The organism is Rhodococcus sp. NPDC058505, assembly GCF_042720095.1.
In the GTDB taxonomy this organism is placed as follows: domain Bacteria; phylum Actinomycetota; class Actinomycetes; order Mycobacteriales; family Mycobacteriaceae; genus Rhodococcus_G.
Genome location: NZ_JBHXNB010000016.1, coordinates 1 through 23,807, shown reverse-complemented (window position 1 = coordinate 23,807; position 23,807 = coordinate 1). Strand labels below are relative to the sequence as shown.

The 23,807-nt window shown below is 70.2% G+C and carries 20 protein-coding genes; 7 read left to right on the top strand and 13 right to left on the bottom strand.

The features are described 5' to 3' along the window. Positions 1-13: 13 nt before the first annotated feature. The 3 genes from glnA (ACFWPA_RS13555) to ACFWPA_RS13545 all read left to right on the top strand — a co-directional run bounded on the left by glnA (ACFWPA_RS13555) (position 14) and on the right by ACFWPA_RS13545 (position 5,087). Positions 14-1,354, top strand: a complete 1,341-nt coding sequence (gene glnA, locus ACFWPA_RS13555; RefSeq protein WP_378508382.1) for a type I glutamate--ammonia ligase — start codon at positions 14-16, stop codon at positions 1,352-1,354. A gap of 7 nt (positions 1,355-1,361) precedes the next feature. Next, the gene (locus tag ACFWPA_RS13550) at positions 1,362-4,376 is read left to right on the top strand and encodes a bifunctional [glutamine synthetase] adenylyltransferase/[glutamine synthetase]-adenylyl-L-tyrosine phosphorylase (RefSeq protein ID WP_378570488.1); all 3,015 of its coding nucleotides are present in this window, start codon (positions 1,362-1,364) and stop codon (positions 4,374-4,376) included. Positions 4,377-4,547: 171 nt separating this feature from the next. Further along, entirely contained in the window at positions 4,548-5,087 is a 540-nt protein-coding gene (locus tag ACFWPA_RS13545; RefSeq protein ID WP_378570486.1) for a C40 family peptidase, read from the top strand. Between the two features lie 69 nt (positions 5,088-5,156). On the opposite strand, the gene ACFWPA_RS13540 is transcribed toward ACFWPA_RS13545, so the two are convergent. Further along, a complete protein-coding gene (locus tag ACFWPA_RS13540; RefSeq protein ID WP_378508385.1) occupies positions 5,157-5,837 on the bottom strand; it encodes a GntR family transcriptional regulator in 681 nt (226 codons plus the stop codon). Positions 5,838-5,970: 133 nt separating this feature from the next. Here ACFWPA_RS13540 and ACFWPA_RS13535 point away from each other — a divergent pair, with 133 nt between their 5' ends. Genes ACFWPA_RS13535 through ACFWPA_RS13525 form a run of 3 tightly spaced genes read left to right on the top strand, consistent with a single transcriptional unit; the run spans position 5,971 to position 8,870 of the window. Beyond that, on the top strand, positions 5,971-6,855 hold the full coding sequence (locus ACFWPA_RS13535) for a sulfurtransferase (protein WP_378570484.1): 885 nt from the start codon (positions 5,971-5,973) through the stop codon (positions 6,853-6,855). 60 nt (positions 6,856-6,915) lie between these two features. Beyond that, positions 6,916-7,767 (top strand): hydroxyethylthiazole kinase, encoded by an 852-nt coding sequence (gene thiM, locus ACFWPA_RS13530; RefSeq protein ID WP_378570482.1) that lies wholly within the window; start codon positions 6,916-6,918, stop codon positions 7,765-7,767. Then, entirely contained in the window at positions 7,764-8,870 is a 1,107-nt protein-coding gene (locus tag ACFWPA_RS13525) for an LLM class flavin-dependent oxidoreductase (RefSeq protein WP_378570480.1), read from the top strand. Before thiM ends, ACFWPA_RS13525 begins: the two co-directional genes overlap by 4 nt. A 13-nt stretch (positions 8,871-8,883) precedes the next feature. On the opposite strand, the gene ACFWPA_RS13520 is transcribed toward ACFWPA_RS13525, so the two are convergent. From ACFWPA_RS13520 to glnA (ACFWPA_RS13490), 7 genes are all read right to left on the bottom strand, one after another. Beyond that, the gene (locus ACFWPA_RS13520) at positions 8,884-9,861 is read right to left on the bottom strand and encodes a glycine betaine ABC transporter substrate-binding protein (RefSeq protein ID WP_378508389.1); all 978 of its coding nucleotides are present in this window, start codon (positions 9,859-9,861) and stop codon (positions 8,884-8,886) included. Next, positions 9,858-10,607 carry an ABC transporter permease gene (locus tag ACFWPA_RS13515; protein WP_378508390.1) on the bottom strand — a complete coding sequence of 250 codons (750 nt, stop codon included), beginning with the start codon at positions 10,605-10,607 and terminating at the stop codon, positions 9,858-9,860. Before ACFWPA_RS13515 ends, ACFWPA_RS13520 begins: the two co-directional genes overlap by 4 nt. After that, complete coding sequence (locus ACFWPA_RS13510; RefSeq protein ID WP_378570478.1) at positions 10,604-11,848, bottom strand: ABC transporter ATP-binding protein; 1,245 nt, start codon at positions 11,846-11,848, stop codon at positions 10,604-10,606. Before ACFWPA_RS13510 ends, ACFWPA_RS13515 begins: the two co-directional genes overlap by 4 nt. Then, complete coding sequence (locus tag ACFWPA_RS13505; protein ID WP_378508434.1) at positions 11,845-12,498, bottom strand: ABC transporter permease; 654 nt, start codon at positions 12,496-12,498, stop codon at positions 11,845-11,847. Before ACFWPA_RS13505 ends, ACFWPA_RS13510 begins: the two co-directional genes overlap by 4 nt. Before the next feature lie 169 nt (positions 12,499-12,667). Then, entirely contained in the window at positions 12,668-14,794 is a 2,127-nt protein-coding gene (locus ACFWPA_RS13500; protein ID WP_378508392.1) for an FAD-dependent oxidoreductase, read from the bottom strand. A 356-nt stretch (positions 14,795-15,150) separates the two neighbouring features. Then, entirely contained in the window at positions 15,151-16,416 is a 1,266-nt protein-coding gene (locus ACFWPA_RS13495; RefSeq protein ID WP_378570475.1) for a Fic family protein, read from the bottom strand. 249 nt (positions 16,417-16,665) lie between these two features. Continuing rightward, on the bottom strand, positions 16,666-18,102 hold the full coding sequence (gene glnA, locus ACFWPA_RS13490) for a type I glutamate--ammonia ligase (RefSeq protein ID WP_378508394.1): 1,437 nt from the start codon (positions 18,100-18,102) through the stop codon (positions 16,666-16,668). 194 nt (positions 18,103-18,296) lie between these two features. Here glnA (ACFWPA_RS13490) and ACFWPA_RS13485 point away from each other — a divergent pair, with 194 nt between their 5' ends. Beyond that, positions 18,297-18,794: an RDD family protein gene (locus ACFWPA_RS13485; protein ID WP_378508395.1), complete on the top strand. Its 498-nt coding sequence runs from the start codon at positions 18,297-18,299 to the stop codon at positions 18,792-18,794. Between the two features lie 176 nt (positions 18,795-18,970). On the opposite strand, the gene ACFWPA_RS13480 is transcribed toward ACFWPA_RS13485, so the two are convergent. The 5 genes from ACFWPA_RS13480 to sucB all read right to left on the bottom strand — a co-directional run. Continuing rightward, positions 18,971-19,726, bottom strand: a complete 756-nt coding sequence (locus ACFWPA_RS13480; protein WP_378508396.1) for a DUF4191 domain-containing protein — start codon at positions 19,724-19,726, stop codon at positions 18,971-18,973. A gap of 78 nt (positions 19,727-19,804) precedes the next feature. Beyond that, the gene (gene lipA, locus ACFWPA_RS13475) at positions 19,805-20,836 is read right to left on the bottom strand and encodes a lipoyl synthase (protein WP_378508435.1); all 1,032 of its coding nucleotides are present in this window, start codon (positions 20,834-20,836) and stop codon (positions 19,805-19,807) included. A gap of 44 nt (positions 20,837-20,880) precedes the next feature. Beyond that, positions 20,881-21,645 (bottom strand): lipoyl(octanoyl) transferase LipB, encoded by a 765-nt coding sequence (gene lipB, locus ACFWPA_RS13470; protein WP_378508397.1) that lies wholly within the window; start codon positions 21,643-21,645, stop codon positions 20,881-20,883. A gap of 69 nt (positions 21,646-21,714) precedes the next feature. Next, positions 21,715-22,608 carry a TIGR01777 family oxidoreductase gene (locus ACFWPA_RS13465; RefSeq protein WP_378570473.1) on the bottom strand — a complete coding sequence of 298 codons (894 nt, stop codon included), beginning with the start codon at positions 22,606-22,608 and terminating at the stop codon, positions 21,715-21,717. A gap of 138 nt (positions 22,609-22,746) precedes the next feature. After that, the coding region (gene sucB / locus ACFWPA_RS13460; protein ID WP_378570471.1) for a 2-oxoglutarate dehydrogenase, E2 component, dihydrolipoamide succinyltransferase at positions 22,747-23,807 on the bottom strand (1,061 nt) is incomplete at its 5' end.

Genomic DNA, 23,807 nt, shown 5'->3' with positions numbered 1-23,807 from the left:
TACTCTCGCGTGCATGGATCGCCAAAAGGAATTCGTGCTCCGGACCCTCGAAGAGCGCGACATTCGTTTCGTCCGACTGTGGTTCACCGACGTGCTCGGGTACCTCAAGTCCGTGGCGATCGCGCCCGCCGAACTGGAGGGCGCCTTCAGCGAGGGCATCGGCTTCGACGGATCGGCGATCGAGGGGTTCTCCCGGGTGTCGGAGGCGGACACCGTCGCGAAGCCGGACCCGTCGACGTTCCAGGTGCTGCCGTGGGAGCACAAGGACGGGCGGCAGCATTCGGCGCGGATGTTCTGCGACATCGCGATGCCGGACGGCACCCCGTCCTGGGCGGATCCGCGGCACGTGCTGCGCAGGCAGCTGAGCAAGGCGGGCGACCTCGGGTTCAGCTGCTACGTGCACCCCGAGATCGAGTTCTTCCTGCTGGAGAACGGCCCGATCGACGGGACCCGGCCGATCCCCGCGGACACCGGCGGCTATTTCGACCAGGCGGTGCACGACTCGGCGCCGAACTTCCGCAGGCACGCGATCGACGCCCTCGAGCAGATGGGCATCTCCGTCGAGTTCAGCCACCACGAGACGGCGCCGGGCCAGCAGGAGATCGACCTGCGCTACGCGGACGCGCTGTCGATGGCCGACAACGTGATGACGTTCCGGTACGTCGTCAAGGAGGTGGCCCGCAACGAGGGTGTGCGTGCCACGTTCATGCCCAAGCCGTTCGGTGAGCATGCCGGGTCGGCGATGCACACCCACATGAGCCTCTTCGAGGGCGAGAACAACGCCTTCCACAACCCCGACGACCCGATGCAGCTCTCCGAGACCGGCAAGGCGTTCATCGCGGGCATCCTCGAGCACGCCAACGAGATCAGCGCGGTCACCAACCAGTGGGTGAACTCGTACAAGCGCCTCGTCCACGGCGGCGAGGCACCGACCGCCGCCTCGTGGGGTCCGTCGAACCGGTCCGCGCTGATCCGGGTGCCGATGTACACGCCGAACAAGGCGTCGTCCCGGCGCGTCGAGATCCGCAGCCCCGACTCCGCATGCAACCCGTACCTGGCGTTCGCGGTCCTGCTGGCCGCCGGTCTGCGCGGCATCGAGAAGGGCTACGAGTTGCCGCCGGAGGCCGAGGACGATGTGTGGTCGCTGACCTCCGCGGAGCGCAGGGCGATGGGGTACCGGGAGCTGCCGCGCAGCCTCGGCGAGGCCCTCGAGCAGATGGAACGATCGGAGCTGGTCGCGGAGACGCTCGGCGAGCACGTGTTCGACTTCTTCCTCCGCAACAAGCGGCGCGAGTGGGAGGACTACCGCGGCCAGGTGACGCCGTTCGAGCTGCAGAGCTACCTGGGGCTGTAACGCGACAATGGTCAAGCCACCCAGCGCCAGGTCCACGATCCCCGGTGTCGGCCGACTCGGTCTCGTCGAGTCGGCGGCGCCCGACCAACTCGCCACGCTCGACTGGCTGAACGTCGACAGCGTCGACCTGCTCTGGTCGCTGTCGCGGGCCGCGAACGCGGACCTCGCGCTGCGCACCCTGGTCCGGATGCGCGAGTGCCTCGGGGAAGGGTGGGCCGAACTCGACGCCGCCCTGCGCACCGACACCGGACTGCGCGGGCGGCTGTTCGGGGTGATCGGGGCGTCCAGCGCGCTCGGCGACCACCTGGCGGCCGAGCCGGGGCGGTGGCGCCAGTTGCGCGGCGACGTGGTGTTGCCGTCCCGCAAGGAGCTGACCGACGACCTGCTCGCCGCGGTCGGGGCCGTCCCGGACGCGTCGGCGTCGGAGTCGAACCTCGTGTACCGCGCGGCGGTCACCGGCCCGGAGGCCGTGCTGGCGCTGCGCACCACCTACCGCGACCAGATGACGGTCCTCGCCGCGCTGGACCTGGCGGCGATCGTGGAGAACGAGCCGGTGCTGCCGTATCAGGCGGTCGGGCGACACCTGTCGGACATGGCGGACGCCGCACTGACCGCTGCGCTGGCGGTCGCGGTCGCGACCTGTCACCCGGACGAGGAGTGCCCGACCCGGCTCGCGGTGATCGCGATGGGCAAATGCGGTGCGCGGGAACTGAACTACGTCAGCGACGTGGATGTCGTGTTCGTCGCGGAGCCGGCGGACGCGCGGGCCAGCAGGCTGGCAGGCGAGTTGATGCGGATCGGCACCTCCGCGTTCTTCGAGGTGGACGCGGCGCTGCGGCCGGAGGGCAAGCGGGGCGAGCTGGTCCGCACCCTGGACTCGCACGTCGCCTACTACAAGCGCTGGGCGAAGACGTGGGAGTTCCAGGCGCTGCTCAAGGCGCGGCCCGCGACCGGGGACCTGGAACTGGGGCAGCGCTACGTCGACGCGCTGAACCCGATGGTGTGGACCGCAGCCGAACGGGAGGACTTCGTCCCCGGGGTGCAGGCGATGCGCCGCCGGGTCGAGGAGATGGTGCCGCCGGAGTTGCGGGAACGTGAGATCAAGCTCGGCCGTGGCAGCCTGCGGGACGTCGAGTTCGCCGTCCAGCTGCTGCAGTTGGTGCACGGCCGCGCCGACGAGTCGCTGCGGGTGCAGAGCACGATCGACGCGTTGACCGCGCTCGCCGGGGGCGGCTACATCGGCCGCGACGACGCGGCCAACCTCACCGCGTCCTACGAGTTCCTCCGGCTGATCGAGCACCGGCTGCAGCTGCAGAAGCTCAAACGCACGCACACCCTGCCGCCCGCCGAGGACGAGGAGTCGCTGCGCTGGCTGGCGCGGGCGGCGCACATGCGGCCGGATGGTCGCCTCGATTCGCTCGGGGTGCTGAACGCGGAGATCAAGCGCAACGCGCACCGCATCCGGCGGCTGCACGTGAAGCTGTTCTACCGTCCGCTCCTCGAATCCGTTGCGCGCCTGGACAAGGAGGCGCTGGTGTTGAGCCCGGACGCCGCGGTCCGGCAGCTCGCGGCACTCGGGTACGTGGCCCCGGAGAACGCCCTCGGGCATCTCAAGGCGCTCACCTCGGGTGCATCCCGCAAGGGTCGCATCCAGGCGCTGCTGCTGCCGACGCTGCTCGAATGGCTCAGCGACACACCGGATCCCGATGCGGGACTGCTCGCCTATCGCAGGTTGTCGGACGCGATGGTGGACGCCGACTGGTATCTGCGGGTGCTGCGCGACGAGGGCGCGGTGGCGCAGCGGCTGATGATCGTGCTCGGGTCGTCGGCCTACATTCCGGACCTGCTGATCAAGGCGCCGGATGCGTTGCGGCTGTTCGCCGACGGCCCGAACGGGCCGCGACTGCTCGACGCGACACCGGAGGAGGTGTCGCGGGGCATCCTGGCGTCCTCGGCTCGGTACGACGACCCGGCGCGGGCGGTCGCCGCCGCGCGGTCGTTGCGCAGGCACGAGTTGGCCAGGGTCGCGTCCGCCGACGTCCTCGGGATGCTCGACGTCCCGCAGGTGTGCCACGCGCTGTCGTCGGTGTGGGCCGCGGTGCTCGGGGCGGCGCTGGACGCGGTGATCCGGGCCAGCGAGGCGGAGCGGGGGGAGCAGGCGCCCGCGTCGCTCGCGGTCATCGGGATGGGGCGGCTCGGCGGTTTCGAGCTCGGCTACGGCTCCGACGCGGACGTGCTGTTCGTGTGCGAGCCCCGGCCGGATGTCGACGAGACGACGGCGGTCAAGTGGGCGAACCTGGTCGCCGACCGGGTCCGCACCCTGCTCGGGGCGCCGAGCACCGATCCACCGCTTGAGGTGGACACCGGGCTGCGACCCGAGGGACGCAACGGCCCGGTCGTGCGGACCCTGGCGTCGTATCAGGCGTACTACCGGCAGTGGGCGCAGGCCTGGGAGGTGCAGGCCCTGCTGCGGGCGCACGCCGTCACCGGCGATGCCGACCTGGGGCTTCGGTTCCTGCACATGATCGATGAGTTCCGGTACCCGGACGGGGGTGTCTCGGAGACCGCGGTGCGCGAGATCCGGCGGATCAAGGCCCGCGTCGACTCCGAGCGGCTGCCCCGCGGCGCCGACCCGGCGACCCACACCAAGCTCGGTCGCGGCGGCCTCGCCGACATCGAGTGGACGGTGCAGCTGATCCAGCTGCGGCACGCGCACGAGGTGCCGTCGCTGCACAACACCTCGACGCTGGAAACCCTCGATGCGATCGGGGCGGCGGAACTGCTCGCCGAGACCGACGTCGAACTGCTGCGCGAGTCGTGGCTGACCGCGACGAAGGCCCGCAACGCGCTGGTCCTGGTCCGCGGCAAGCCGACCGACCAGCTGCCCGGCCCCGGCCGGGTGCTGTCCGCGGTCGCGCAGGTCGCGGGGTGGCCGGGCGGTGACGCCAACGAGTTCCTCGACAACTACCTGCGGGTGACCCGCCGGGCGAAGGCCGTGGTGGAGCGCGTCTTCGGGTCCTGAGGGCCCGGTGTTTCCGACGGCGTACGCCGAATCCAGTTGTGGCTACGTGGTTGCTGCAAACGGGTATGGGTGGGGGTGATTCCCCGGTCGCCCGGCCGGCCGAGTCCCGAGATTCTTCGATGACCGCGCCGGCGCCGTGCTGGCGGAAGAATCCCGGAGGACCCAGCGACGATGTCGACGCCCCGCACCGCCCGCACCACCCGCACCCACCGATCCGTCCGGCACGCCGCGGTCGCCGCCGCCGTCGTCGGGGGAGCGCTGCTGCTGCCCGCCGTCCCGGCGCTGGCCGCGCCGGTCACGATCCCCGGTGTCGGCCCGGTCGAGCTTCCTGGCGGCGGGGCCCCGGCGCCCGCTCCCGCGCCGATGGCGACGCATGGCACGGCGGCGCTCGATGCCGCGCTGTCGAAGCTGGGTGCGCCGTACGTGTGGGGGGCGACGGGCCCGAACTCGTTCGACTGCTCGGGGCTGGTGCAGTGGGCGTACCGGCAGGCCGGTGTCAGCGTCCCCCGCACGACGCACGACCAGGTCAACGCCGGGAGCCCGGTGGGTCGCGGCGACCTGCAGCCCGGCGATGTGGTGCTGTTCAGCGGCGCCGAGCATGTGGGCCTGTACGCCGGGGACGGCACGGTCGTGCACGCGCCGACGACCGGCCAGCCAGTGAAGAAAACGCCGGTCGACGCGATGCCGTTCCACGCCGCCCGCCGGTACTGACGCGCCTCCGGCGCCCGTGAGTCCTTTTGGCCCCCTGGTGGGCCAAAAGGACTCACGGGCACGAAGTGCCTACTCGCCCGCGAAGAGGCGGATGCGTTGCTCGCGGCTGCGTTCGAGGTGGGTGCGCATGTGCTCGCGGGCCGCGCGCTCGTCGCGGGCCCGCAGCGCGTCGAGGATCTGGTCGTGTTCGGTGTTGAGCAGGTCCGGTTCGCCGTAGTTGGAGGGCGGGCCGCTGTCGTAGATCCGGAGCTGGGTGGTGAGCCGCACCAGCAGCGTCATGATCGTGGTGTTGTGGGCGGCCTGCCAGAGGGCCTCGTGGAACCGGAAGTTCCCGGCGCGCACCGCGGTGTCGTCGTCGGCGGCGCAGCAGGAGCGGTGCAGCCGTTCGAGGCGCGCCATGTCGAGGTCGGTGTGCCGGATCGCGGCGGCGCCCGCGGCTTCCGACTCGAGCGCGACGCGGGCCGCGTAGATCTCGATCACGTCCTCGGGAGTGCCGGAGCGGACCCGGAAGCCGCGGGCCGCGCGTTCGAGGAGGCCGTCGTGGGCCAGCCAGTTCAGTGCCTCGCGGATCGGTGTGCGGGAGGCGCCGTAGGTCTCGCTGAGTTGGGTCTCGTGCAGCGGTGCGCCCTGGGGGAACTTGCCGTCGAGGATGTCCGCGCGCAGGCGAAGGTACTGCTTGGACGTCTGATCCGACCGGCCAGCCGCACCGGTGAGCATCAGGGTGCCCAGGTCGTCGTCCTCGCGCGTCATCGTGTCCTCCCTCGATTCGGTCGCGGCCTCGGGCCGCCGCGCTGATTATGCCAGGGAAGACATTCGAATACTTGCGTATACGCTCGTCCTCATTTAGGTTCGTGTCGTTCGGATCTTCAGAAGGGCGTTTCGTGTGCACCAGACACCGCTGATCGGGGCCGAGGAGCTGATCGACGCCCTCGGTCGCGCCGATGCCCCGCTCGTGATCGACGTCACCGTCGGCTTCCCGCCCGCCCGCTTCGACGGTGACTACCGGCCGGAGTCGGGCGCTGCGGCGTGGCGGGCGGCCCACATCCCCGGGTCGCGGCACGTCGACCTGCTGACCGCGTTCTCGGACACCGCGCGGAACCTGCACTTCAGCCGCCCCGACGCGTCCCGGTTCGCCGACGAGCTCGCCGCGCTTGGGATGTCGGCGGGCATCGACGTCGTCGTCTACGACCAGGGATCGATGACGTGGGCGGCCCGGGTGTGGTGGCTGCTGCGCAGCGTCGGCGTCGCCGCTCGCGTCCTGGACGGCGGTCTCGCGCGGTGGACGCGGCTGGGCCTGCCCCGCGAGTTCGGGGACGCGGTGCCGCCGAACGGAACGACCCCCGAGCGGGGCCTGTCCTACCTCCCGCTGTGGGTGGACCGCGCGGAGGTGTCCGCGATCGTCGCCGGGCAGGCGCCCGGCACGCTGGTGTGCGCGCTGGCGCCCGCCCAGTTCGCGGGTACGGACCGCACCCGGTACAGCAGGCGCGGCCACATTCCCGACAGCCGCAACCTGCCCGCGAAGGCCCTCCTCGGCGAGGACGGGCTGGTCCGGAACCGCGCCGAGTTGCGCGGGCTCGCCGACGACGCCCTCGCCGGCGCCGAACCGCCGCTGGTGCTGTACTGCGGCGGCGGGGTGTCCGCGTGCCTGACCGCCCTCGGTCTCGTCCTCGCCGGATACGACGACGTGCAGGTGTACGACGGGTCGCTCGAGGAGTGGTCCGCCGATCCGGGTCTGCCGATGTCCACGACCGCGGACGGTGACGCGTGAGCCGATGTCGTCGCCGCTGAGCATCCCGATCCTCAACCCCTCACCGCCCCAGGACCCTCGATGACCCCCACCCTGTCCGGAGACGACCTCGGCCACGCGCTCGACGCGCTGCGTGCCCGGGTCCCGCTCGTCCACTCGCTGACCAACATCGTGTCGGCCAATTTCCTGACCAACGTGCTGCTCGCCGCTGGCGCCAGCAACGCCCACATCGACAACGCCAACGAGGCCGCCGAGTTTGCGCGGATCGCGGGCGCGGTCCTGGTGAACCTGGGCACGCCCGACGACGGCACCGCGGCGGCGTTCACCCTCGCCGCGCGGGCCGCGCACGACGCGGGAACGCCGTGGGTGCTCGACCCGGTCGGGGTCGGTGGCCTCACCTGGCGCAGCACGCTGGCCGCCGACCTGCTGACACTGCGGCCCACCGCGATTCGCGGCAACGCCTCGGAGATCATCGCCCTCGCCGGGCGCGGCGGCGACACCCGCGGGGTGGACAGCGCCGACGACGCCGCCGCCGCGGTCCCCGCCGCGGTGGCGCTGCTCGAGCACGCCGACGTGGTGTCCGCGTCCGGGCCGGTGGACCACCTGGTCGGCCGGGACCGCGACGGCACGGTCGTCGGAGTCCGGATCGGGGGCGGCAGCGCGATGCTGCCGCGGGTGACCTCCACCGGCTGCGCGCTCGGCGGGCTGGTCGCCGCGTACCTCGCGGTCGCGGACACTCCGCTGGTCGGGTTGGCCGCCGCGCACGCGCACGTCGCGGTCGCCGCCGAGATCGCGGAGGAGACGTCCACCGGGCCCGGCTCGTTCGCCGTCGCCTACCTCGACGCCCTGTACTCGGTGGACGCGGCGACCCTCGCGGACCGGGCCAGGGTCGCGGCGTTCGACGTCACCGTCGGAAAGGCGGGAACCCGGTGAGCATCAAGACCTTCTGGTATCTGACCCAGGCGGACGGCGACGTCCCGTGGAGTCCGGGCGGGCTCTACCCGGTCGACGGTGCCCGCCAGATCGAGCTCGCGCGGACCATCGACGACGGGGGCTTCGAGGGGGCGCTGGTGGCCACCTGGCCCAACGACCCGTTCGTGTCGGCGACCTGGGCGGCGTCGCACACCTCGCGGATGAAGTTCCTGGTCGCGGTGTACGCCAACATGATCCCGGCCCGGCTGCTCGCCGAGAAGGCGCTGACCTTCGACGCGTTCACCGGGGGACGGCTGATGATCAACTCCGTCAACGGCCGCGACAACATCCTCACCAAGTACGACATGAACGTCGACCACGACCGGCGTTACGAGCTCGGCGAGCAGTACTGGGCGGACGTCCGCGGCCACTACCGCGCGGGCACCGAGTCGAACTTCCCGAACACCCCGCTGCGCATCGACGCCGCAGGCGGCCACACCGTCCCGCTGTGGGGGACCGGCGATTCGCCTGCCGGGCTGGCGAACTCGGGCAGGGTCCTGGACGCCTACCTGGCGATGCTGCGGGAGACGTCGTTCATCGAGGAGAAGTTCGCCGGTGCCCGGGCCGCGGCCGCCGCGGCCGGCCGCGAGTTCACGGACTTCGGCGCCCTGTCGGGGGTGATCGTTCGGCCGAGCCGCGCCGAGGCGATGGACCGATTCCGGTCCCTGTTCGAGAAGACCGGCATCGACCGGATCACCGACGTCCTCGACCAGGCCGTCCGCAGGCGCACCGGCGGGCGGCAGGACCTGCGGACCTTCACCGCACGGGACGCGCAGCGACAGGGCTGGGTGGACGCGATCGTCGCGGGGAAGCTCCCCGAACCGGACGACCTGTACCTCGGGGACGGTATGTACGCGGGCATCACCGCGTGGTCGCCGCTCGACATCTTCGCGACCGGCTCGTCGGCGGTGTACTACGTCGGCGACCCCGACGAGATCACCGGCCACGTCCGGGCGCTGCGCGACCGCACCGGGCTGACCTCGCTGATCCTCGCGGGCTGGCCGCTGATCGACGAGGCGAAACAGGTCGCCGAGCACCTGATTCCGCGCTTCTCCGCGCTGTAGCGCGGGCGGCGTGTCAGGGGATGGTGACGAACCCCTGGTCCGCCAGCCACTGCCGGGCGACGTCGGCGGGCTCGCGCCCGTCGACGTCGACCTGGCGGTTGAGCTCGCTGATCTCCTCGTTCGTCAGCCGGGCCGAGATCGGGGCCATCACCTCGGCCACCTCGGGGTGCGCCGCCGCGAACTCCTCCCGCATGGTCAGCGCCGGGTTGTACTTGGGGAAAAACGACCGGTCGTCCTCAAGGAGCACCAGGTCGAGCGCGACGATCCGGCCGTCGGTGGTGAACACCTCGCCGAACTTGCACTGCGTCCCGTCCGCGGTGGCCTGGTAGATGATGCCGGTCTGCAGCAGCCGTCGGTCCGCCGCCGCCGGATCGAATCCGTAGGCCGCCGCCATGCCCGGGTAGCCGTCCTGCCGGACATTGAACTCGGTTTCGACGCAGGTGGTCGCCGCCGCCGGATCCCGCTGCACCAGCGCCGCGTAGTCGGACAGCGTCCGGACCCCGGTCGCCGCCGCGGTCGTCCGATTCGTCGCCAGCGCGTAGGTGTTGTTCATTGGGGCGGGATCGGTCCACACCATGCCGTTGCGGGCCAGGTCCTCGTCCCGGACCGCCTCGAACTGGGCCGTCGAGTCGGGGATCGGCTGTTCGTGCCCGAGGTAGTTGATCCAGCCGGTGCCGGTGTACTCGTAGCTGACGTCGATCTGGCCGTCCACCTGGGCATCGCGGGTGCTGTTGGACCCCTGGATGTTCGTCAGGTCCCGGATGTCCGCGCCGGCGGCGGCGAGCGCGAACTCGATCAGGTAGCCGAGGATGATCTGCTCGGTGAAGTCCTTGGACCCCACCGTGATCGGGACTCCCTCGAGACTTTCGATCGGGGTGATGCTGCCCGGACCGACCTCGAGGGGGATTGCGCCGCCGGACTCCAGGCCGCACGATGTCAGGGCGACCACGGCCGCGGCGGCCGCGGCGAGGGCGCGCACCCGCCCCGTCACCGCAGCCCCTTCGGCCCGAGGTACGACTCGGCGAGCGCACCGAGCCAGTCGACGAACAGTGCCAGCGCCACCGCGAGGACCGCACCGACGATCAGGGTCACGTTGTCCCGCAACTTGTATCCGGTGTCGATCAGAATGCCGAGGCCGCCCGCACTGACCAGGAAGCACAGCGTCGCGGTCCCGACGGCGAGCACCAGCGAGGTCCGCAGCCCGGCGAGAATGTACGGCACCGCCATCGGGAACTCCACCCGGCGCAGCACCGTCAGCGCCGACATGCCCTGCCCGCGGCCCGCGTCGATCAGCGCCGGATCCACCTCCTGGTAGCCGAGGATCGTGTTGCGCAGCACCGGAAGCAGGGAGTAGAAGGCGATCGGAAGCACCCCGATCCAGAATCCGGTGGTGCGGGTCGCGAGATAGAACAGGACCAGCAGGCCGATCGCGGGCGCCGCAGCGCCCACGTTGGCGATGCCGACGAAGAACGGCGCCAACCGATTCCACCCAGGGCGGGTGAGCAGCGTCCCGAGCGGCACGGCGAGGGCAAGCACGATCGCGACCACCGCGACCGTGATCAGCACGTGCTGCCAGGTCAGGGTCGCGATGTTCGACACGCTGATGCTCGCCTGCTGCGTCGCGGTCAACTCCCGGTTGAACGCCCACAGCAGGACCCCGGCGACGAGCACCGTCACCAGCGCGGGCTGGACCAGCAGCCGGATCCGCTCCGCCCGGCGTTCGGCGGCGGCGGTCACGACGGCGCCTCGTCCGGTGCGGCTCCGCGAGCGGCGTGCCTGCCGCTCGGCTCGGCCCAGTGCGCCGGTCCGTGATCGTCGTCGTGGTCGTCGGCGTGCTCCTCGCGCAACTCCCGCAGGGCGGCGACCAGGATGTCGATCGTGACCAGTCCGGCGTACTCACCGTGCCTGCCGGTGACGACCGTCGACGCGCTCGACTCCGCGAGCAGCGCCTCGAGCGCATCCTGCAGCGTCGACTGGACGGTCACGATCTCGCCGACCGGATCACCCACGTCACGAAGCGAATCCGCGTGCGCGAGGTGCTGCGACGACACCCACCGCAGCGGCCTGCCTCGGCGGTCGAGGACCAGACCCCAGCGCCGCTTGCGGGCGAGCAGCGCGTTCCGGAAGTCGTCGACCGAACCGTCCTCGTGGACGGTGGGGCAGTGCAGCAACCGCACGTCCCGCACCCGGGTCAGGGTCAACTGCTTGAGGGAGGCGTCGCCGCCGACGAACCCGGCGACCGTGTCGTCGGCCGGGTTCGCCAGGATCGCCTCCGGGGTGTCGTATTGCAGGATCCGGGACTGGTTGCCCAGCACCGCGATCCGGTCCCCGAGCTTGACCGCCTCGTTGAAGTCGTGGGTGACGAACACGATCGTCTTGCCCAGTTCGGACTGCAGCCGCAGCAACTCGTCCTGCAGCAGCCCGCGGGTGATCGGGTCGACGGCACCGAACGGTTCGTCCATCAGCAGCACCGGCGGGTCCGCCGCCAACGCCCGCGCGACCCCGACCCGCTGCTGCTGCCCGCCGGACAGCTGACGCGGGTAGCGGTGCCGATAGGTGTCGGGATCGAGCCCGACGAGGTCGAGCATCTCGTCGACGCGGGCGGCGATCCGTTTGCGGTCCCAGCCGACCAGTCCCGGCACCGTCGCGACGTTCCTGCCGACCGTCAGGTGCGGGAACAGGCCCGCCTGCTGGATGGAGTACCCGATGCCGCGGCGTAACCGGTCCGCGTCGATGGACAGCGCATCCCGCCCGGCAATGGTGATCCGCCCCGACGTCGGCTCGATCAGGCGGTTGATCATCCGCATCGTGGTGGTCTTCCCGCATCCCGACGGGCCGACGAAGACCACGGTCTCGCCTGCCGGGATCGTCATCGACACCCCGGCGACGGCGGGCGTCGGGGCGTTCGGGTAGCGCTTGACGACGTCCTCGAGGATGATCTCGACACCGTGCACGTGCGCGTCGCCGCCAGCGCTCATCGGATTCCCTTCGACGTGGTCAGCTTGCCGAGCACGACGTACAGGCCGTCGAGAATCAGCGCGAGGATGACGATCAGGACGGTTCCGGTCAACGCCTGCGGAACGGCGGTGGGGCTGCCCACCCGGGACAGCCCGGAGAAGATCAGGTTCCCCAGGCCGGGGCCCTTCGCGTAGGCGGCGATCGCGAGGATGCCCATCAGCATCTGGGTGCTGACCCGCATCCCGGTCAGGATCGACGGCCACGCCAGGGGCAGTTCGATCCGTCCGAGGATGCGGAGCCTGCCCATTCCGACGCCGCGGGCGGCGTCGCTGACGGCCGGGTCCACCGAGGCGAGGCCGATGATCGTGTTCCGGATGATCGGCAGCAGCGCGTACAGCACCAGCGCCGTGACGGTCGGCCGCACCCCGAGGCCGAGGATCGGGATCAGCAGACCCAACAGCGCGAACGACGGAACCGTGAGGATCGTGCTGGCCAGCCCGGTCGCGACCGCGGACCCGAACGGGCTGCGGTAGACGGCAATTCCGATGCCGACGGCCAGGATCGTGGCGAGCACCACCGACTGCACCACCGCGCTGACATGCAGGAACGAGTCGGTGGCCAGTTGCTGGCGGCGCGCGGTGACGAAGTCCCACCAGGTCTGCAGGTCCACCGCGGCGTCACCCCCACTGGTCGGTTGGTCACCGCTCACCCTGCTCCCGAAACGCGGTGTGCGCAAACGTTCGGCGGATCCGTGGCGTGTCACGGCGGCCCGGACGCGGCTCGGCCCGGCCACCGGGTGTGCGGTGGCCGGGCCGAGGTCGGTGGCGGCGGAACGCGACTCAGATCGTCGCGGCGACCTTCCATGCCGAGTGCATCGCACCCTCGATGTAGTCGACGGATCCGGCGTCGCCGACGACGCGGACGTCGACGCCGTCCGCGGCGAGCGCGTCGGCGAGCGGTGCCGACGCCGAGACCCCGGTGGCCACCACGACCAGCGAGGCGGGCACCGTGAGGGTTTCGCCGCCAGCGGTGAACTCGACGGTCTTGCGGGTGATCCGGGTGACCGTCGCCGTGCGGTGGATGTTCACGCCGACCTCGCGGGCGTGCTTGACCGCGGTCCAGCGGCGCGGCATCGCCATCGGCACGCCGAGCTGCTTGCCCTCCTCGATCAGGGTGACGCGGCTGCCGCGTTCGGCGAGGAACTCGGCGAGCTCGAGACCGACCAGCGAGCCGCCGATCACGACGACGTTCCTCGCCATCGGGACGAACCGCAGGAAGCGGCTGCTCAGGTCACGAATCCGGTTTGCGCTCTTGGTGATTCCGGTCAGCCCCGCCACCTTGCCGAGGGTGCGGAAGAGCAGCGACTGGTCGGAGACGTCGCCGGACCCGGTCATCAGCGCGCGCATCGTGTCACCGGTCTGCACGTGCGGCAGGTCGCCGCCGGGCACGTTCGGGCGTGCGCGCACCGCGCCGGTCGCGACGATGACGGCGTCCGGAGCGAGCGCACGCACCGACGCCGCGGTGGCCGCGGTGTTGAGTCGGACCTCGACGCCGAGCCGTGCGGTCTCGCCGGCCAGCCAGTCCAGCAGGCGGCCGTTGTCGGGGGTAGTGAGGCTGGAGAACCACAGGGTGCCGCCGAGCCGGTCCGACTTCTCCAGGACGGTGACCCGGTGGCCGCGCTCGGCGGCGATCCGGGCGGATTCGAGCCCGCCCGGGCCGGAGCCGACGACGACGACGTGCTTGCGGGCCTTGATCGCGGGGAACGGCAGCAGGGTCTCGTTGCCGAGGGTGGGGTTGACCGCGCACAGCGGGGTGTCGTCCCAGAAGTTCTCCTGCACGCACACGTAGCAGTTGATGCAGGGCCGGACCTGCGCGGCGCGGCCCTCCTTCAGCTTGTTCACCAGCCCGGGATCGGCAAGCAGCTGCCTGCCCATCGCCGCGAAGTCGGTGCGGCCCTCGGCGATCAGCCGCTCGCTGACGTCGGGCAGCATCCGGCCGACGGTGATCACCGGAATCGAGACCGCGCGCTTGATGACCGACGCGTTGTCGGTGTAGTAGCCGACCTTGTCCGGCAGCGGGCCGTCGGTGAAGTTCGCGAACGCGTTGAGTGCGGTGCCGGTGACGTGGATGGCGTCCGCACCGGCCCGCTCGAACAGGACGGCGGCGGCGGCCGCCTCGTCGGCGGTCAGCCCGTCGGATTCGCCGTACTCCTGGCCCGCGACGCGCACGATGATCGCCAGGTCGTCGCCGGCGCGCTCCTTGACGGCGCGGATCACCTCGCAGGCGAGCCGGGCGCGGTTCTCCAGCGACCCGCCGTACTCGTCGGTGCGCTGGTTCGAGTAGCGGCTCAGGAATCCGCCGAGCACGTAGTTGTGTGCGCAGTGGATCTCGACGGCATCGACACCCGCCTTGCGGACCCGCTCGGCGGCGTCCGCGAACATCGTCACCAGCCACGCCAGGTCGTCGTGCGTTGCCTCCCGGTACGACGCCTTCTTGCCACCCTGGATCGCGGCCATCTTGCCGAGCTCCTCGGGCGTGCAGTCGACCATCGCGCTCATGTCGCCCGGCGGCTTCGGCTGCGACGGCACCAGCATCGCGCGGCCCTCGAGGGTGTCGATGCGGGCAACCCGACCGTGGTGCGTCATCTGCACGCACAGCTTGCTGCCCGCGTCGTGGACCGCGTCGGCGAGCGCCGTGAGGCCGGGAATGAACCGGTCCTCCGACAGGCCGGGCTCCTTGAGGCTGGTCGACCCGGTCGGGTACGCGACCGCGCAGCACCCGGTGATGATCAGGCCGGTGCCGCCGGCCGCGCGGGCGACGAAGTGGTCGATGTCGCCCTGGTGGATCTCGCCGTCCTCGCACAGGTTCATGTCCATCGCGGGCAGAACCACTCGATTGTCGAGGGTCATCGGCCCGATCGTGCCGGGCGCGAGGAGATGCGGGTATGTCTGGTTGCCGGTCGTCACCAGTCGAAGCTATTGACCATCCGCACCGTTCGTGCTGTCGCTCTCGCTCATCGGGACCGCCCGCGGCCAGCAGCGGCGTCCCGCGGACGGGGGACACTTGACGCACGGACCGAGAGCGGCGACGCCGTGACCGGGATTCGCACGATCGACACCCATGCACACGTGGACGCCATGGCGGTCCTGCACCTGCTGAAGGCGGACGTGCCGTGGCGGTTCCTGTCGATCCGATTCCACATCGCTCACCTGGGCGGTGACCTGCCGTTCCTGACGCAGCGCATCGAGGACAACTACGAGGGCTGGGACGCCTTCCCGGCCTCCCCCCGAACGCGCGGCATCCACCTACCGCCTGGAGCGAATCACTCTCCGTCCAGTTCGAGGAGTGAGACGCCGAGCGTAGTGAGCCGGAAACGCAGCGGTTTCCTCGTCACCGTCTCGATGATTCCGGCCTCGTCCAGGCGCCGAAGCCGCGGGCGGACGAACTGGCTGGATCGACTCACCGCCTCGGCCAGGGTGTCCAACTTGACGGTGCGGTTCGCATCGAAGTAGTGGGCCTGGCCCAGGGTGAACAGGATCTCACCGATGGCGGCGCGATCAATCGGCGGTGTCGCCTCGTGGTCGAGCCCCACGTTCCGCGGAAACTGCTCATCCGCCAGCAGCACGCGGATAAGCGCCTCGAGTGCGTCGATCTTCTGCCTGCGCTCCGCGAGGTCGAGCAACAGGCGATGTTGCGCCTCGGCGATGATCTCCAGCATGTCGATCAGGTAGGGCGTCAGGTCTCCGCGGTTCAACGGATTCTCCGCGTCAGCGAACGCCTTGTAGTACCGATCCTTGTGGTCGGCGACGGTCGCCGACAATGCCAGACTCGCATGCGGAGCCAGCACCTGCCGGAGATCCAGCGCGAGCAGGTAGCGCCCGGTTCGGCCGTTGCCGTCGTAGAACGGGTGTGTGTACTCGAAGATGAAGTGCGCGACGATTGCTCTGATCAGCCGAGGGATCGAGTCGTCGCGTCCCTGGCTCAGCATGAGCGTCAGGGCGTGGTCAATCGCTGATTCGGGCAGCACGCCGGTGCGCACGACCTTGATGCCTGAGGTGATCGACACCGGTCCCTGCCGGAACAGCCTCCCGTCGGGGGCGTCCTCGTCGCGAATCTCGCCGTGAGTTGCCGCGTCGTAGACGGCCCGGATGTCGCCGAGTGTCTGCGGACTCTCGGCCTGGTCGTTGCCGATGTCGAGGTAGAGCTGCACCATCTCCGCGAACCGCTTGTTCGCGAGACGCTGTTCCGACTGCACCACATTGATTGCCTCGCTGATCTCCTTCCTGGTCGAGCGGACCTGTTCGATCTCGTTCGTTGCCTGGACCTCGTCGACGACCATGCGATGCAGGTAGTCGCTGCGCGCGCGGACTGGCAACCCGACCCATTCGGTCTGAATCTTGGGCTCGAAGCTCATGATCCGTTCGATCAGCGCCGCGACTTCGAGTGTCATCAGCGCGAACATCGAGTGTTCGCCAATCAATAGGTCCCAGTGGACGGCGGCGGGCGACTCGCGTCGCGCTCGTTCCTCAGCATCGGCGCCAGCACGATCTCGTTGGTGAAAGATCGACTTCAACGTCCGGTACGTCATCTGGTCCTTCCAGGTCCCTGCATCATGTAGGGACATGCCCAGGTGGTCATATTCTATCCAGATGATCGTGTAGATAAAATAGAGGCTACGTCTGTAAGTAGATGCGACGCAGACGAGTCGACCCGCCCGGCGATCGGTTCGGTGATCGCCGGGCGGGCCGACTCGAAACTCTGTGGACGCACTGCGGAACGGAATCAGGCTCTCCGACCTGGACACCCAGGTCAGCGGCCCGATTCCGGCGGCAGTTTTTTACACGTCGTAGTAGAGCTGGAACTCGTAGGGGTGCGGCCGCAGGTTGACCGGGGCGATCTCCTGCTCACGCTTGATCGAGATCCAGGTCTCGATCAGGTCGGTGGTGAACACGCCACCCTCGGTGAGGTAGTCGTGGTCCTGCTCGAGGCGGTCGATGACGGCCTCGAGGCTGGTCGGGGCCTGCGGGATGTTGCGGGCCTCCTCCGGGGGGAGCTCGTAGAGGTCCTTGTCGACCGGCGCCATCGGCTCGATCTTGTTCTTGATGCCGTCCAGGCCGGCCATCATCTGCGCGGCGAAGTTCAGGTACGGGTTGCCCGAGGAGTCCGGCGCACGGAACTCGAGGCGCTTGGCCTTCGGGTTGTTTCCGGTGATCGGGATGCGGACCGCGGCGGAGCGGTTGCGCTGGCTGTACACCAGGTTGATCGGCGCCTCGTAGCCCGGAACCAGGCGGTGGTACGAGTTGATCGTCGGGTTGGTGAACGCCAGCAGCGACGGTGCGTGGTGCAGGATGCCGCCGATGTACCAGCGGGCCAGGTCGGACAGGCCCGCGTAGCCGGACTCGTCGTGGAACAGCGGCTTGCCGTCCTTCCACAGCGACTGGTGCACGTGCATGCCGGACCCGTTGTCACCGAAGAGCGGCTTCGGCATGAAGGTGGCGGACTTGCCGTGCTGCCAGCAGGTGTTCTTGACGATGTACTTGAACAGCTGCAGGTCGTCGGCCGCGGCGAGCAGGGTGTTGAACTTGTAGTTGATCTCCTGCTGGCCACCGGTGCCGACCTCGTGGTGTCCGCGCTCGAGCTCGAAGCCCGCGTTGGTCAGGTTGGTGGAGATGTCGTCACGCAGGTCGACGTAGTGGTCGTACGGGGCGACGGGGAAGTAGCCACCCTTCGGGCGGACCTTGTAGCCGAGGTTCGGGGAGCCGTCAGCGTTGCGCTCGTTGCCGGTGTTCCAGGAACCCGACACGGAGTCGAGCTGGTAGAACGCGCCGTTCATGTTCGACTCGTAGGAGACGTTGTCGAAGACGTAGAACTCGGCCTCGGCACCGAAGAAGGCGGTGTCGGCGATGCCGGTGGACTTCAGGTACTCCTCGGCCTTGCGGGCGACGTTGCGGGGGTCACGGCTGTAGGACTCGCGGGTGAACGGGTCGTGGACGAAGAAGTCCATGTTCAGCGTCTTGGCCTTGCGGAACTGGTCGATCCGCGCGGTGCTGACGTCGGGCAGCAGCATCATGTCCGACTCGTGGATGGACTGGAAGCCGCGGACCGAGGAGCCGTCGAACGCGAGACCGTCCTCGAAGACGTCCTTGTTGAACGCCGAGGCGGGGATCGAGAAGTGCTGCTGGACGCCCGGCAGGTCGCTGAACCGGATGTCGACGTACTCGACGTTTTCGTCGGCGATGTACTTGATGACCTCTTCGGCCGTGCTGAACGCCACGCTTGTGCTCCTTCAGTTGGGTCCGCGCCAGTGGTGACCATCGGGCGGGTTCGTCGAGGCGACGGTATGGACTCGGTGTTGCCCAGTAATCAAGTCCATGTTTCGCCAGTGTTACACGTCGCGATATACGACCCACGTCACATCGCCGACGCGCGCCGCCGGTGAGGTGCCGCGATGCGCCTATCCTGGACGGCATGGCGCGTATGACTGGATCTTGGCTCTCCGGCCCGGCGGCCGCACTCCCGATCGACGACGACGGTACCCCGAAGTACCGGGGGGAGCGGATCGGGTTGCCGGAGACCGGCCCGGGGTCTCTCGTCGGGAGCGGTCGCCGCATCGGGGCCCTCATGATCGACTGGCTGATGGCCGCCGGTGTCTCGGCGCTCATCTTCGCCCCGGTCGTATCGCAGATGCTCCGCGGTGAAGTCGTGGACGACCGGCCCACGCTGGTGGCGCTTGCGCTGTGGTTCGTGGTCGGAGTCGTCACGGTGACGCTGTTCTCGTTCACTCCCGGCCAGTTCATCCTGGGGCTGCAGGTCGCGCGGATCGACAAGCCGGTTCCGGTGGGCATCGTGCGGGCCCTCGCTCGGCAGGTGCTGCTCGTGTTCGTGGTGCCCGCGCTGATCACCGATATCGAGGGTCGCGGCATGCACGACCGCGCGACCGGCACCGTGCTGGTCCGCTCCCGGTAGGCGCTTCGCGCTCGTGCGTGTTCTCGGCCGTCAGGCATTCGGTTCACCTGATGCGCAAAACGCTCACGACCGCCTCGCTCGGGATTCTCACCTCGAGTTGTAGGGGTCGTGAGCGTTTTGCGCGGAGTGGTGCCGAGAACACGCACGAAGTTTGTGCCGCGACGTCGAACAAGCGCCTACCGGCGGCGGATGGTGCGCTGCATGCCCTTCATCTTGGCGCCGCCGGGGAGCGGACCCTTTGGCATGGCCGGTCCGCCCTTGGTGCCGAGCGCGGCCAGCCGCGACTCGATCGTGTCCATCCGCTTGGTGTCGATGTTCTTGGGCAGCTTCATCAGGTACTTCTGCAGCTGTGCGAGCGGCACCTGCCCCTCGTCGTTGCCGACCACGATGTCGTAGATCGGGGTGTCGCCGACCAGGCGCGCGGTCTTCTTCTTCTCCTGCGCGAGAAGCGACTTCACCCGCTGCGGCGATCCCTCGGCGACGAAGATGACGCCCGGCCTGCCGATCACGCGGTGCACCGCATCGAGCTGGGTGGTGCCGGCGACGGTGTTGGTCACCCGCCAGCCGCCCTGCAGGTTGTCCAGCGCCCACGCCGCGGCACCCGCCTGGCCGTCCGCCTTGCCGTAGACCGTCCGCTGCACGCGGCGACCGAAGATGAGGAACGCAGCGAGCACACCGAGCAGGATGCCGATCGGCAGCAGGAACCACTGGAGGCTGAACGGCAAACCGATCAGGAAGAACACGACGGCGAGGCCGACGACGGCGCCGATCATCAGCGGCAGCAGCAGCTTGTCTTCCTTGCGCTGCAGCTGGAACGCCTGCCACAGCTGACTGCGCCGTTCCTTCGACGCCGCCTTGCGGGCCGCCTTCGCCGCGGCCTTCGCTTCCTTGCTTGCCTTGCCCGCTTTACCGGTCTTGCTGCCGTTCGCCATACCCCACAGGATACGACCCGGGCGCCCGGTCGATCGCACCCGACCGGAGCGTCCGGCCGAGCACGAGCGGTCGGCGAGTCAGGCGCGGGTGAGGCGGGCGATCAGCGACCCGGCCTCCTGGGCGGCGTCGCCCCCGTCGGCGAGGTGGGCCTGACCCTCGGGGAGCGGGCGGCCGTGGTGGGCCATCGCCTGCGCGTAGAGCCGTCCGGCCCGGTAGGAGGACCGGACCAGGGGTCCCGCCATGACCCCGGCGAAGCCGAGCTCGGTGGCGAACTCGGAGTGCTCGACGAACTCCTCCGGCTTGACCCACCGTTCCACCGGATGATGCCGCGGCGACGGCCGAAGGTACTGGGTGATGGTGATGATGTCGCAGCCCGCGTCGTGCAGGTCGACCATCGCCGCCCGCACCTCCTCCGGGGTCTCACCCATGCCGAGGATCAGGTTCGACTTGGTGACCAGCCCGAAGTCGCGGGCAGCGGTGAGCACCTGGAGGGAACGTTCGTAGCGGAACGCGGGCCGGATCCGCTTGAAGATGCGGGGCACCGTCTCGAGATTGTGGGCGAGCACCTCGGGGCGGGCGTCGAACACCTCGGCCAGCAGGTCCGGGTGCGCGTGGAAGTCGGGGATCAGGTTTTCGACGCCGGTGGTCGGGTTCAGCGCGTGGATCTGCCGGACGGTCTCGGCGTACAGCCAGGCGCCCTCGTCGGGCAGGTCGTCGCGGGCCACCCCGGTGATGGTGGAGTAGCGCAGGCCCATCGACCGCACCGATTCCGCGACCCGTCGCGGCTCGTCGCGGTCGAGGGCGGCGGGCTTGCCGGTGTCGATCTGGCAGAAGTCGCATCGGCGGGTGCACTGGTCGCCGCCGATGAGGAAGGTGGCCTCCCGGTCCTCCCAGCACTCGTAGATGTTGGGGCAGCCCGCCTCCTCGCAGACCGTGTGCAGGCCCTCGGACTTCACCAGCGTCTTCAGCTCGGTGTACTCCGGACCCATTTTCGCGCGGGTCTTGATCCAGTTCGGCTTCCGCTCGATCGGGGTCTCGGCATTGCGAACCTCGATGCGGAGCAACTTGCGCCCTTGTGGGGCGGCGGCCGGTGAGTTCTCGGGTGCCACAGTCACGATGGCGATGCTACGCCCGTCACATCGGCGGCCCGCGGTCAGCCGAAGCGGTGCGTGGTGAACGCGGGCTCGGGTGCGGTTGCCGCGTCGAACGTGACCCGCTCGATGTCGTGGTCGGCCACCGGCAGCGTCCCGTCGAACGCGGCGGTGAGGGCCGCGATCACCGCCGGGATCACCTCGGTGACGGTCACCCGCCTGCCCAGTTCCCCGGTCAGCGAGCCGACGCCGGCATCGGGGATCCCGCACGGGATGATGTCGTCGAATCGGTCCAGTGCGGCATCGCAGTTGAGCGCGAACCCGTGCAGCGCGACGCCCCGTTGTACCCGAACCCCGATCGCGGCCACCTTCCGTTCGGGAAGCCACACGCCGCCGCGCAGGCCCGCGGGCAGCCACACCCCGGAGCGGCCCTCCACCCGGCCGCAGGGCAGGCCCAGGCCTGTGCAGACCGAGATGAGCGCCTCCTCGATGCGGCGGACGTAGGCGACCACGTCGACCGGTTCGGCGAGCTTGACGATCGGGTAGCCGACCAGCTGACCCGGCCCGTGCCAGGTGATCTTGCCGCCGCGGTCCACGTCGATGACCGGGGTGCCGTCGGTGGGGCGATCCTCCGGCTGGGTGCGGCGTCCCGCCGTGTACACCGACGGGTGCTCGAGCAGGAGCAAGGTGTCGCGGCCGCGGTCGTCGGCGCGGGCGTCCGCGAGGGTCCGCTGCAGCTCCCAGGCCTCCAGGTAGTCGACGAGACCGAGTTCACGGACCTCCAGCGGGTCGGCGCTGAACCGGGCGGACGCGGCGCTGCTGCTCATCGTCGACACGTTACGCCGGTGCCCCGGAGACGCCCGGCGACCACCCGCCGTCCCGGACGTTCGCCGGGGTCAGCGCCCGCGCTCGGCGGTCCGGAGGGCGTCGGCGATCGTGTTGTGCAGGAAGGTGAATCCCGTCGCCTCCAGAGCGCGGGGCACGGCCCGCTGGCCGTGCAGCACCGCCTCGTCGGCGAATTCCCCGACCGCGGCCCGCAGGACGACCCCGGGGACCACCCACGGCGTCGGGCGGTGCACCGCATGCCCGAACGCCCCGGTGAAGTCGCGGTTGGTCACCGGGTTCGGTGCGGTGGCGTTGACCGGGCCGGACAGTTCCGGGGTGGTCAGGGCGGCCCGGATGGCACGCACCTCGTCGTCGAGGGAAATCCAGGACAGGAACTGCCGACCGTTGCCGAGTCGGCCGCCGAGACCGGCGCGGAACAGCGGCCGCAGGCGTCCGATCAGGCCACCGGACGGGGCGATCACCGTGCCGCTGCGCAGCAGCACCGTTCGGGTTCCGGCGGCCGCGGCGGATGCGGCGGCGCGTTCCCAGTCCCGGCACAGGCCGGCGAGGAAGCCGGAACCGGCGGGGGAGTCCTCGGTGACGACGAGATCACCGGTGTCCCCGTAGAACCCGACCGCGCTGGCATTGACCAGCACCGGCACCGACCGGTCCGCGACGGCGTGTGCGAGCACGTCGGTGGGGACGATCCTGCTGTCGCGCAGCACCTGCTTGTATGCGCCGGACCAGCGCCGGTCACCGATCCCGGCGCCGCAGAGGTTCACCACGGCGTCGGCGCCGTCCAGGGCGCGGGAGTCGACCCGGCCCCGTTCCGGATCCCACCGGAACTCGTCGCGGCCGGCGACCGGACGCCGAACCAGCCTGTCGACCTGATGCCCGTCCGCGCGCAGCGCCGCGGCGAGGGCGGTTCCGATGAGGCCGGACGACCCGGCAATGGTCACGCGCATGGTTCGGGACTCCTCCGATGCCGGGGGTGAAGGGCACCGTCGACCGGTCCACCGGGCCGAATGTGCCCCTCACCCGGAAACGGGCGGGGGCACCACCGACATCGCGATGGTGCCCCCGCCCGCCAGTGCCGGGTTGACCTACAGGCCGAGGTCGGCGTCGAACGCCGCGTCCTCGAGCCGCTGCTTGATCGTGGTCAGGAACCGACCCGCGTCGGCGCCGTCGACCAGGCGGTGATCGTAGGTGAGCGGCAGGTAGCACATCGACCGGACGCCGATGGACTCGTTTCCGTTGTCGTCGGTCACCACCATCGGACGCTTGACGATCGCGCCGGTGCCGAGCATCGCGGCCTGCGGCGGCACCAGGATCGGGGTGTCGAACAGGGCACCCTGGCTGCCGATGTTGGTGATCGTGAACGTGCCGCCAGCCAGCTCGTCCGGCTTGAGGCCACCCGAGCGGGCACGCTTGGCGATGTCGGCGATCGCGCGGGCCAGCCCGGCCAGCGACAGGTCACCCGCGTTGTGGATCACCGGGGAGAGCAGGCCCTGCTCGGTGTCCACCGCGATGCCGAGGTGCACGGCCGCGTGGTAGGTGATCTCCTTGGTGCCCTCGTCGTAGCTGGCGTTGACGTTCGGGTGCGCCCCGAGCGCCTCGACGACGGCCTTGGCGAAGAACGGCAGGAAGGTCAGGTTGACGCCCTCGCGGTCGGCGAACCCGGCCTTGGCCTGCGAGCGCAGCGCCGCAACCTTGGTGACGTCGACCTCGAAGGTCTGGGTCAGCTGCGCGGTGGTCTGCAGCGACTCCCGGGTCTTGGTCGCCGTGATCTGACGGATCCGGTTCGCCTTCTGCGTGGTGCCGCGCAGGTGCGCGAGCTCCGGACGGACACCGGCGGGGGTCGCGGCGGCGGCGGGAGCCGCGGCAGCCGGTGCGGCCGGTGCCGCGGCGGGAGCCTTCTTGGTCTCCGCGGCCGCGAGGACGTCCTGCTTGCGGATGCGACCACCGACACCGGTGCCGGTCACGGCCGCCAGGTCGACGCCGTTCTCCGCCGCGAGCTTGCGGACGAGCGGGGTCACGTAGGGCGTCGCGTCGCTGGCCGGGGCGGCGGCAGCGGGAGCGGCCGGAGCCGGTGCGGGCGCCGCAGCCGGTGCGGCAGGCGCCGGTGCGGGGGCCGGTGCGGCAGGCGCGGGGGCCGGTGCGGCAG

Excerpts from the sequence above, each read along its gene's own strand:
- ACFWPA_RS13540 (WP_378508385.1), bottom strand. The coding sequence starts at position 5,837 with ATGACGCGCGAGGACGACGACCTGGGCACCCTGATGCTCACCGGTGCG.
- ACFWPA_RS13485 (WP_378508395.1), top strand. The coding sequence starts at position 18,297 with ATGGCGCGTATGACTGGATCTTGGCTCTCCGGCCCGGCGGCCGCACTC.
- ACFWPA_RS13550 (WP_378570488.1), top strand. The coding sequence starts at position 1,362 with ATGGTCAAGCCACCCAGCGCCAGGTCCACGATCCCCGGTGTCGGCCGA.
- ACFWPA_RS13495 (WP_378570475.1), bottom strand. The coding sequence starts at position 16,416 with ATGACGTACCGGACGTTGAAGTCGATCTTTCACCAACGAGATCGTGCT.
- ACFWPA_RS13545 (WP_378570486.1), top strand. The coding sequence starts at position 4,548 with ATGTCGACGCCCCGCACCGCCCGCACCACCCGCACCCACCGATCCGTC.
- lipB (WP_378508397.1), bottom strand. The coding sequence starts at position 21,645 with ATGAGCAGCAGCGCCGCGTCCGCCCGGTTCAGCGCCGACCCGCTGGAG.
- ACFWPA_RS13510 (WP_378570478.1), bottom strand. The coding sequence starts at position 11,848 with ATGAGCGCTGGCGGCGACGCGCACGTGCACGGTGTCGAGATCATCCTC.
- ACFWPA_RS13480 (WP_378508396.1), bottom strand. The coding sequence starts at position 19,726 with ATGGCGAACGGCAGCAAGACCGGTAAAGCGGGCAAGGCAAGCAAGGAA.
- ACFWPA_RS13465 (WP_378570473.1), bottom strand. The coding sequence starts at position 22,608 with ATGCGCGTGACCATTGCCGGGTCGTCCGGCCTCATCGGAACCGCCCTC.
- glnA (WP_378508382.1), top strand. The coding sequence starts at position 14 with ATGGATCGCCAAAAGGAATTCGTGCTCCGGACCCTCGAAGAGCGCGAC.
- thiM (WP_378570482.1), top strand. The coding sequence starts at position 6,916 with ATGACCCCCACCCTGTCCGGAGACGACCTCGGCCACGCGCTCGACGCG.